General features: G+C 71.7%; 9 protein-coding genes. 4 read left to right on the top strand and 5 right to left on the bottom strand.

All coding sequences use genetic code 11. The annotated features are described in order from the left end of the window. The 3 genes from ACFW6B_RS30715 to ACFW6B_RS30705 form a co-directional block, all read right to left on the bottom strand. A partial coding sequence (locus ACFW6B_RS30715; protein WP_386601067.1) for a phosphoadenosine phosphosulfate reductase family protein occupies positions 1-212 on the bottom strand: 212 nt, incomplete at its 3' end. A 124-nt stretch (positions 213-336) separates the two neighbouring features. Further along, positions 337-1,044 (bottom strand): phosphoadenylyl-sulfate reductase, encoded by a 708-nt coding sequence (locus ACFW6B_RS30710; protein WP_386601064.1) that lies wholly within the window; start codon positions 1,042-1,044, stop codon positions 337-339. Further along, on the bottom strand, positions 1,031-1,216 hold the full coding sequence (locus ACFW6B_RS30705) for a hypothetical protein (RefSeq protein ID WP_386601062.1): 186 nt from the start codon (positions 1,214-1,216) through the stop codon (positions 1,031-1,033). Before ACFW6B_RS30705 ends, ACFW6B_RS30710 begins: the two co-directional genes overlap by 14 nt. A 426-nt stretch (positions 1,217-1,642) precedes the next feature. On the opposite strand from ACFW6B_RS30705, the gene ACFW6B_RS30700 reads away from it, so the two are divergent. From ACFW6B_RS30700 to ACFW6B_RS30685, 4 genes are all read left to right on the top strand, one after another. Beyond that, the gene (locus ACFW6B_RS30700) at positions 1,643-3,322 is read left to right on the top strand and encodes a hypothetical protein (protein ID WP_386601061.1); all 1,680 of its coding nucleotides are present in this window, start codon (positions 1,643-1,645) and stop codon (positions 3,320-3,322) included. After that, complete coding sequence (locus ACFW6B_RS30695) at positions 3,319-4,563, top strand: hypothetical protein (RefSeq protein WP_386601059.1); 1,245 nt, start codon at positions 3,319-3,321, stop codon at positions 4,561-4,563. The genes ACFW6B_RS30700 and ACFW6B_RS30695 overlap by 4 nt, the downstream gene beginning before the upstream one ends. 73 nt (positions 4,564-4,636) lie before the next feature. Then, positions 4,637-6,328 carry a nitrite/sulfite reductase gene (locus ACFW6B_RS30690; RefSeq protein WP_386601056.1) on the top strand — a complete coding sequence of 564 codons (1,692 nt, stop codon included), beginning with the start codon at positions 4,637-4,639 and terminating at the stop codon, positions 6,326-6,328. A gap of 96 nt (positions 6,329-6,424) precedes the next feature. Beyond that, on the top strand, positions 6,425-7,177 hold the full coding sequence (locus ACFW6B_RS30685) for a BTAD domain-containing putative transcriptional regulator (RefSeq protein ID WP_382780383.1): 753 nt from the start codon (positions 6,425-6,427) through the stop codon (positions 7,175-7,177). Positions 7,178-7,219: 42 nt separating this feature from the next. Here the strand turns inward: ACFW6B_RS30685 and ACFW6B_RS30680 are convergent, their stop codons facing one another. Then, complete coding sequence (locus tag ACFW6B_RS30680; RefSeq protein ID WP_386601054.1) at positions 7,220-8,458, bottom strand: beta-ketoacyl-[acyl-carrier-protein] synthase family protein; 1,239 nt, start codon at positions 8,456-8,458, stop codon at positions 7,220-7,222. After that, entirely contained in the window at positions 8,458-8,712 is a 255-nt protein-coding gene (locus tag ACFW6B_RS30675) for an acyl carrier protein (RefSeq protein WP_386601052.1), read from the bottom strand. Before ACFW6B_RS30675 ends, ACFW6B_RS30680 begins: the two co-directional genes overlap by 1 nt. Positions 8,713-8,714: the final 2 nt, after the last annotated feature.

Here is an 8,714-nt window from a genome sequence, read left to right as displayed (position 1 = left end):
ACCTCGGGGAAGTTGTGCCCGGTGTCCACGTGCAGCAGCGTGAAGGGGACCGCCGCCGGGGCGAACGCCTTCAGCGCCAGGTGCAGCATGACGATGGAGTCCTTGCCACCGGAGAAGAGGACCACCGGCCGCTCGAACTCACCCGCCACCTCACGGAAGATGTGGACGGCCTCCGACTCCAGCACGTCCAAGTGGGACAGGGACAAGGTCATTTCAGCGGTGGGCGCGCTCACGCCGGCCCCCGTTCCGTGAGCCGGACCATGGCTCCGTCCGTCACCCGCTGCTCCTGAGGAATCGTGGGACCCGCGCCGGGCGCGGTGTTCGTCGTGGTCGTCGTCATCCGTGCAGTCCGCACTCGGTCTTCGCGCGGCCCGCCCAGCGGCCGGCGCGCGCGTCCTCGCCCTCCAGCACCCGGCGGGTGCAGGGGGCGCAGCCGACGGAGGCGTAACCGTCCATCAGCAACGGGTTGGTCAGGACGCCGTGTTCGGCGACGTAGGCGTCCACGTCGTCCTGCGTCCAGCGGGCGATCGGGGAGACCTTCACCTTGCGGCGCTTCTCGTCCCAGCCGACGACCGGGGTGTTCGCCCGGGTCGGGGACTCGTCGCGGCGCAGTCCGGTCGCCCACGCCCGATAGTCCGTCAGGCCCTGTTCCAGCGGCTGGACCTTGCGGAGCCCGCAGCACAGGTCGGGGTCGCGGTCGTGCAGCTTCGGCCCGTACTCGGCGTCCTGCTCGGCGACGCTCTGACGCGGGGTCAGGGTGATGACGTTGACGTCCATCACGGCCTCGACCGCGTCCCGCGTGCCGATCGTCTCCGGGAAGTGGTAGCCGGTGTCGAGGAACACCACGTCCACGCCGGGCCGCACCCGCGAAGCCAGATGAGCGACCACCGCGTCCTCCATCGAGGACGTCACGCAGAACTCCTCGCCGAAGGTGTCCGCCGCCCAGCGCAGGATCTCCAGCGCCGACGCGTCCTCCAGCTCACGCCCCGCCTGCTCGGCGAGCAGCCGGAGCTCGGCGGACCGGTCCGTGTCAGCGCCCTTCATGTGCGGCTCCCTGGCCGACGCCCAGCGCCACGAGACCGAGCAGTTGGAGGAACGAGAAACTGAACGCGCGCTCGCAAGCGCCGCATTTCCAGGTGTCAGGCCCTTCGCCGACCCGGAAGAGCCCCTTGTACTCACAGTACGGGCAGGGGTGGAGCAACTGGCGTTCACTCATTGATTTCTCCTGTCCGGAAGCATTTCGACAAAGGTTTCTCCGGGCGGCGGTAAACAACGCGGAGAGAAATTCCCTTTTCCGGAGTTCGGCAGTGCCGGTCACCCTAGCAATGGCCGCGGACGGCCCACTGACACGGCGCTGACATGCTCCGGGATCCGGCCTCGCAAGCGCCGTGTCAGCGCCCGGTCAGCGGTGTTTGAGATAGTCGCGGATGGATTTCGCGGGCCGCTGCGGGATCACGGGCAGCGAAACTCGACGATCCGGAGAAATCTCTTGGCCGGAACCCTTCGGTCCGGGGCCATTGCGCATGCCTGCGACCGGGGGAACCCGAACCGCACGTTCCAGAAGAGGGGCATTTGCACGATGAGACTATCCAGGCTCCGAAGAACAGGGTTCCCACGGCGTTCGTCCGTGGTCCTTCTGACCTTGGGACTGACCACCGCCCTGCTCAGCGGAGCCGGTCAGGCATCACCGGAGTCCGCCAAGGCGTGGACCTCCGAGTTCACGGCGTCCAACGGAACCACCTACACCGCCACCAACCACCTGCTCCCCCAGGCGGGCGGACACGGGCGCGAGTGGCTGCTCGCCTGGGCGGGACCGGTGGACCACACGACGCCCGACTTCCTCACCGTCATCGACGCGACCCCCGGCTCACCGCACTACGGGAAGGTCGTCAACACGGTGACGATGGGGCCGGGCAAGGGCAACGAGCCGCATCACATGCAGTACCTGTGGCACAAGGGCGCCCGGCTGTTCGCGGGCGGCATCCTCACCGACACGACGTTCGTGTTCGACACGAAGGCCCTTCCGGCCGTGAAGCTCGTCGGCGTGAACGTCCCCACGGACACCCCGTGCGGCACTCTGCCGGACGCCTACCAGGTGCTGCGCGACGGCACCGCGTACGGCACGTACATGGGCGGACCCAATGTCACGGGTCCGTGCACGTACACCAACGGTGAGGTGCGTGAGGGCAACGGCGCGGCCGGCTCGCCCGGCGAGATCGTCTACTTCGGCAAGGACGGGCAGACCATTTCCGAGATCCCCGCGGCCGTCAAGGGCGGCGAGGACCCGGTCCAGTGCGGCAACGTACCGGTGCTGACGGAGGCGAGCTGCGCCAACCCGCACGGCATCGCCGTCCGCGAGGACATGAACATCATGGTCGCCAGCGACTTCGTGGAGGCACGCAACTTCGTGAATCCCGAGGTCGAACTGCGTGAGGACCTCGCCCGGCAGACGGTCCGCGTCTGGGACATCACCGACCGGGCCGACCCGGAGCTGAAGTCCGTGTCCAAGGTGGCGGACGGGCCCAGGGCCGCCCAGGAGTCGGACCCGATCTTCGGCGAGTCCCGGGTGCTCATGGAGACGGCGCTGCCCAACAAGCGCGGTCACAAAGGCGCGTTCGTCTCCTCGATGACCGGCGGCGCGGTCTACTACACGCCGGACATCACGTCCTCCAGGCCGAAGTGGAAGGAGGTCCTGGACGACACGACGCCGTACCAGACCTTCGCCCCCGACGGCTCGGTGACCGGCGGCGGCGACAACTCGAGCTGGCTGGCGGTCAGTCCGGACGACCGCTACCTGTTCCACACGGTGATGGGCGCGTCGAAGCCGTACGGGAAGCCGCTGGACCGGACGACCGGCATGGTCTACGTGCTGGACATCCGGAAGCTGCTCGCGTCGGGCGACGACCCGCGGTGCTCCATAGACAACCTCGACGAGGTCTACAAGGGCGGCACGGAGAGCGACTGTCCCGGCCTGGTCGGCACCGTCCCGATCCGTGACGCCACCGACGGTGGTCCGCACTGGGGCGCGATGGACAACTTCACCCGGGGGAAGGACGGCAACTACCGCGAGGCCACGCAGGTCAAGCGGGTCGCCACCGCCAACTACTTCCTGGCCGGCGCCTTCGGCGGCGACGGCGACCACCGGGTGTGCATGTTCGACCTGGGCGGGAAGGCCGGCATCTCCCTCGACAAGCGGTTCCGTGACGAGGTCACCGGGGACCCGTGCGTCGGCTTCAACCGGACGTCGTGGCCGCACGGCGACACCGGTGACGCCCGACCCCACGGCGTGCTGTTCGTCGTGAGCGACGGCGTACTGCGGTGAGCAGCGCCTTCTCGGTCCAGTTGTCCGCGGCGGCCGTCGGCCGCCGCGGGCAACTGGCCCAGGCCGCCGAGGGGTTCGGGCCGTTGTACGGCATCCTGCTGGGCGCGCTCGTCCTGGCGTGCGGCATCGGCCTGATCATGCTGCAACTGCGGTACGGGCGGCTGCGCCGGCGGCGTGCCGTGCTCGTCTCCTCCGCCGCCGTCGTGATCACCTCGGTGCTGGCGGGCATGACGGTGTCGCACGGCTCGGGACGGCCGGAGGCCGGCACACCGGGTGTGCCCGTGCTGCGTACCGCCGAGGCGGGGGCCCAGCGCGTACCGGTCCTCGTCGTGCCGAACCGTCCCGGGTTCAACCTGGTGGGCATCGCGGCGGACGACGCGGCGGCCGGCACCGACCCCGCCCGGCTCACCTCCGGCCGGCGGTACAGCGGTTCCGAGCGGACCTGGGTGGGCGTCACCCTGGACTCCGGCGACCAGCGGCTGTACCTCTCCGTGAACGGCACCCCGGCCTCGCTGGACGTCGACACCGGCGGCGAGCCGGCCGCCGTGTCCGCCACGCTGCGCGGCGCGGACGGCCCCGAGTGCGCGTCCGCCGCCCTGGGCGCCCTGCTCGCGGGCAGCGAGCGGCCCTGGTCCTCCTGCCCCGCCGACCGTCTCACCGCCGCGGACGCCGGCATGCTGCGGTCCACCGTGCGTTTCCTGGCGAAGCGCGGGGCACGGACCGTCGCCCTGCGCGCGGACGACTCGCCCCGCGACCGGGCCGCCGCGACCGTGGTCCGCGAGGCCGCGGCCCGCGAGAAGATGACCGTGGTGGCACCCGGCGAGGGCGCGCCCCCGCTGATCGTGGTCACGGGCTGGGCGGCGGCCGAGGCCCAGGTCGAGGAGGTCGGGACGGGCCGGGTCAAGGCCGGGGGAACCTACCTGGCGCCCTGGCTGCTCTCGCCACCGGTGCTCGGTCCGAGCGCGGGCCAGATCATCCCGCTGCGCTACGACCCTCGGGGCCCGGCCGCCGAGCGCTATCTGTCGGCGCTGTCGAGGCGGTTCCCCGGCGAGGTGCCCAGCGCCGCCGGGTACGAGGCCTGGCAGCGGCAGTCGGGCGGCGACTTCGCCCCGGCCCTGATGTACGCGGCGGCCGAGGTGTACATCCCGGGCATGCCCGCGCACGAGCACGGGGGCGCGGACTGGCTCACCAGCGGAATGATCACCGCCGTCTCGGGGCCGCTGAAGCAGCCGAGTCCATGACGATCCGAGGCCGGCCCGCGACCCGCGGCCGGCCCGAGGCCGGTGACAAGAGGCCGGAGAAGGGCAGCACACCATGACGGACACGGCGCCCGCCTCGCCCGCACCGCGGGTGGGGCGCGGGGGCCCGCGCGACGAGGGCCAGTGGGTCCACGGACGGCGCGAGCCCCTCAACAGGAACGAGGAGATCAAGAAGGACGAGGACCCACTGCGGGTACGGGAGCGCGTCGAGCGGGTCTACGCGCATCACGGCTTCGCCTCCATCGACCCCGACGACCTGCGCTCCCGGCTGCGCTGGTGGGGGCTGTACACCCAGCGCCGCCCCGGCATCGACGGGGGACGCACGGCCGTCCTCGCCCCCGAGGAGCTGGAGGACGAGTACTTCATGCTCCGCGTCCGCATCGACGGCGGGCGCCTCGACCTGGACCAGATCCGCGCGGTCGCGGACGTCTCGCTGCGCTGGGCCCGGGGCACCGCGGACGTCACCGACCGGCAGAACATCCAGTTCCACTGGGTGCGGATCGAGGACGTCCCCGAGATCTGGCGCCGGCTCGAAGAGGTGGGGCTGTCGACCACCGAGGCGTGCGGCGACTGCCCGCGCGTCGTCGTCGGCAGCCCGGTCGCGGGGGTCTCGGCTGACGAACTCCTCGACGCCACACCGGCGATCGAGGAGATCACCGCCCGCTGGATCGGCGACCCCACGCTGTCCAACCTGCCGCGCAAGTACAAGACCGCGGTGAGCTGGCTGCCCGACATCCCGTACGAGATCAACGATCTGGCGTTCCTCGGCAGCGTCCACCCCGATCACGGCCCGGGGTTCGACCCCTGGGTGGGCGGCGGCCTGTCCACCTCCCCGCGGCTCGCCGAACGGCTGGGCGCCTGGGTGGCGCTCGATGACGTGCCCGAGGTCTGGGTGGCCGTGACCCGGCTGTTCAGGGACTACGGGTACCGCCGGCTGCGCGGCCGCGCCCGGCTGAAGTACCTGGTGGCCGACTGGGGTGTGGAGCGGTTCCGCGAGGTGCTGGAGGACGAGTACCTGAAGCGTCCGCTCGTCGACGGTCCGGCCCCGGTGCTGCCGGCCGCGCCGCTCGACCACATCGGGGTCCACCGGCAGCGCGACGGACGGTACTTCGTGGGCGCCGCCCCGGTGGCCGGACGGCTCTCCGGCGACGCGCTGGCCCGTCTCGCGGACCTCGCCGAGGCCCACGGCTCGACACGGGTCCGGCTCACCCCGTACCAGAAGGTCGTGGTGCTCGACGTGGCCGATCCCGCCCCGCTCGTCGGCGCGCTGCGCGGCATCGGTCTGGAGGCCGAACCGTCCTCGTGGCGGCGCGACACCATGGCCTGCACCGGCATCGAGTACTGCAAGCTGGCGATCGTCGAGACGAAGGAGCGCGCGGCCACCCTGGTCGACGAGCTCGAACGGCGGCTCGCCGGTGAGGCATTGGACATCAAGGTCAACGTCAACGGCTGTCCCAACGCCTGCGCGCGGACCCAGGTCGCCGACATCGGGCTCAAGGGGCAGCTCGTGACCGGCGCGGACGGCACCCAGGCCGAGGGGTTCCAGGTGCACCTCGGCGGGGGCCTCGCCCTGCGGGAGGGAGAGGACGGCCGCTTCGGCAGGAAGCTGCGCGGTCTGAGGACCACGGCGGCCGAACTGCCCGACTACGTCGAGCGCGTGACCCGCGCCTATCTGGCGGGCCGGAAGGACGCGGCCGAGACGTTCGCCGAATGGGCGGCCCGCGCCGCGGAGGACGAACTGCGATGAACCGGTGTCCGCCCCGGCGGCCTGCCGGGGCGGACACCGAAAAGCCGTGGGCCGCACCCGAACCATCCCAACTCTCGTACAGAGAAAGGACGAGCCGTGCGGATCGAACTGCTGGGACCGCTGGAAATCATCGACGAGGACGAGATCCGCTTCCGAATACCGGGCGAGAAGCTGCGCACCATCGTCGCGGCGCTCGCCCTGGCCGGCGGAAAGGTCGTCTCCCGGGACGAACTGATCGACGAACTGTGGGCGGAGAGGCCGCCCAGGGACGCGGTGAACTCGTTGCAGGGGCACATCGCGCGGCTGCGGCGCATTCTCGTGACCCGGATCGGCCGGGAGCACCTGCGCGGGGTCGTGCAGACCACGCCCGCCGGTTACCGGTTGCAGCTCCCCGCCGACCACATCGACGCCCTGCGCTTCACCGCCCTCGTGGAGTCCGCGGCACCGCTGCTGGAGGAGGACCCCGGAGCGGTCATCCGGACCCTGAACAGCGCGCTCGCCCTGTGGCGGGGACCCGCGCTGTTCGACACCGGTCAGGGGATGATCTGCCGCATGGCCTACACCCATCTGGAGGAGAGCCGGCTGATCGCGCACGAGCGGAAGATCGACGCACAGCTCGACCTCGGTCTCCACCAGGCGGTCATCCCCGAGGCCGAGCGCCTTCACATGCGCTATCCCCTGCGCGAGCACTTCTGCCGGCAGCTCATGGCCGCGCTGTGCCGCTCGGGCCGTCAGGGCGAGGCGATCAACGTGTACAGCCGTACCCGTCAGCGCCTCGTGCGGGAGCTGGGCATCGAACCCTCGCCCCAGCTCAGGCGGGTCTTCCGCGAGATCCTGTCCCAGACCTGACCGTCCTTCGCGCGGACCGTCGAGCGTGGCGGCGCCCCGGCCTCAGGCCCGTCCGAGGACCAGTACCGCGTTCTGGCCGCCGAACCCGAACGAGGTGCTCACCGCCAGCTCGCCCGTCAGGTCACGGGGTTCCTCGGCCACGACGTCGATCTCGACCTGCGGATCCAGGCTCCGCAGGTTGGCGGTGGGCGGGACGAGCCGGTGTTCGAGGGCGAGCGCGGTGACGGCGGCCTCGATGGCGCCGGCCGCCCCCAGGGAGTGGCCGACCACGCCCTTCACGGACGTGACCGCCGGGCGGTCGCCGAGCACGCGGCGCAGCGTCCGGGCCTCGGTCACGTCGTTGAGGGGGGTGGACGTGCCGTGGGCGTTGACGTGGGCGATCTCGTCGGCGCCGACTCCCGCGTCCGCCAGGGCCGTGCGGAGCGCGAGTTCGGCCCCGCGGCCGTCGGGATCGGGAGCGGTCGCGTGGTGGGCGTCGGCACTGGCGCCGTAGCCGCTGATCACGGCGTGCACGGAGCCGCCGCGTGCCCGGGCGTCCTCGGGGCGTTCCAGGACGAGCACGGTCGCTCCCTCGGCGGGTACGAAGCCGTCCCGGTCCACGTCGAAGGGGCGTGAGGCGTTCGCCGGCGCGTCGCCGCGGGCGGAGAGGGCGCCCATCTGGCTGAACCCGGAGACGATCGAGGGGATCAGGCAGGCCTCGGTGCCGCCGGTGACGACGACGTCGCAGGTGCCCGCGCGCAGCAGTTCGCGTGCCGTGCCGATGGCGGTGGTGCCCGAGGCGCAGGCGGTGGCGGTCACGAGGTTGGGGCCCCTGGCCCCGTACTCCATGGCGATGTATCCGGCCGTCATGTTCACCGCGAGCATCGGGATCAGCATCGGGGAGACCTGGTCGAAGCCCTGGTCGAGCAGCACGTGGTGCTGCTTCTCCCAGGTGGCCGCTCCCCCGATGCCGCTGCCGATGACGACGCCGACCCGGGCGCCGTCCCAGGTGGCGGTGTCCAGGCCCGAGTCGGCCAGGGCCTCGGCCGCGGCGGCCAGCGCGAGCTGGCTGCTGCGGTCGAGGCGCAGCGCCTTGCGCCGGCCGAGCGCTTTCGCGGGGTCGAAGGCGGGCACGTGGCAGCCGAAGCCGGCGCGGGTGCCGGTGAGCGCGGGCACCTCGCTCGCTTCCGTCGTCCCGCCCCTCAGGATGCGCGTCCAGGAGGCGTCGGTGCCGATGCCCGCCGCGGTCACCATGCCGATCCCGGTGACCGCGGCGGAGAACGGCGGCCTGGCGTCCGGCATCAGCCCGCCACTCCCGACGCCTCGGCCAGCTTCCGCTCCAGCATCGCCGTCGCGTCGTCCACCGTGGCGTCCAGTTCCAGGTCGTCGTCCTTGACCGGGACGCCGAACTCCTGCTGGGCGGCCAGGCCGAGTTCGACCAGGGCGAGCGAGTCCACTTCGAGCTTGCGGAAGGTCACGTCGGGCGAGATCTCGTCGGCCTCCAGGCCGCAGACCCGTACCAGCAGGGCGACCAGACGATCGCTGGTGTCACTCATGG

This window comes from Streptomyces sp. NPDC058751 (assembly GCF_042746485.1).
Lineage (GTDB): Bacteria > Actinomycetota > Actinomycetes > Streptomycetales > Streptomycetaceae > Streptomyces.
The sequence above is the reverse complement of the archived record's forward strand: the minus strand, read 5'-3'. Positions and strand labels throughout refer to the sequence as shown.

Bases quoted from the DNA above. Each gene is read 5' to 3' on its own strand.
- ACFW6B_RS30710 (WP_386601064.1), bottom strand. From the start codon at position 1,044: ATGAAGGGCGCTGACACGGACCGGTCCGCCGAGCTCCGGCTGCTCGCC.
- ACFW6B_RS30705 (WP_386601062.1), bottom strand. From the start codon at position 1,216: ATGAGTGAACGCCAGTTGCTCCACCCCTGCCCGTACTGTGAGTACAAG.
- ACFW6B_RS30690 (WP_386601056.1), top strand. From the start codon at position 4,637: ATGACGGACACGGCGCCCGCCTCGCCCGCACCGCGGGTGGGGCGCGGG.
- ACFW6B_RS30680 (WP_386601054.1), bottom strand. From the start codon at position 8,458: ATGCCGGACGCCAGGCCGCCGTTCTCCGCCGCGGTCACCGGGATCGGC.
- ACFW6B_RS30675 (WP_386601052.1), bottom strand. From the start codon at position 8,712: ATGAGTGACACCAGCGATCGTCTGGTCGCCCTGCTGGTACGGGTCTGC.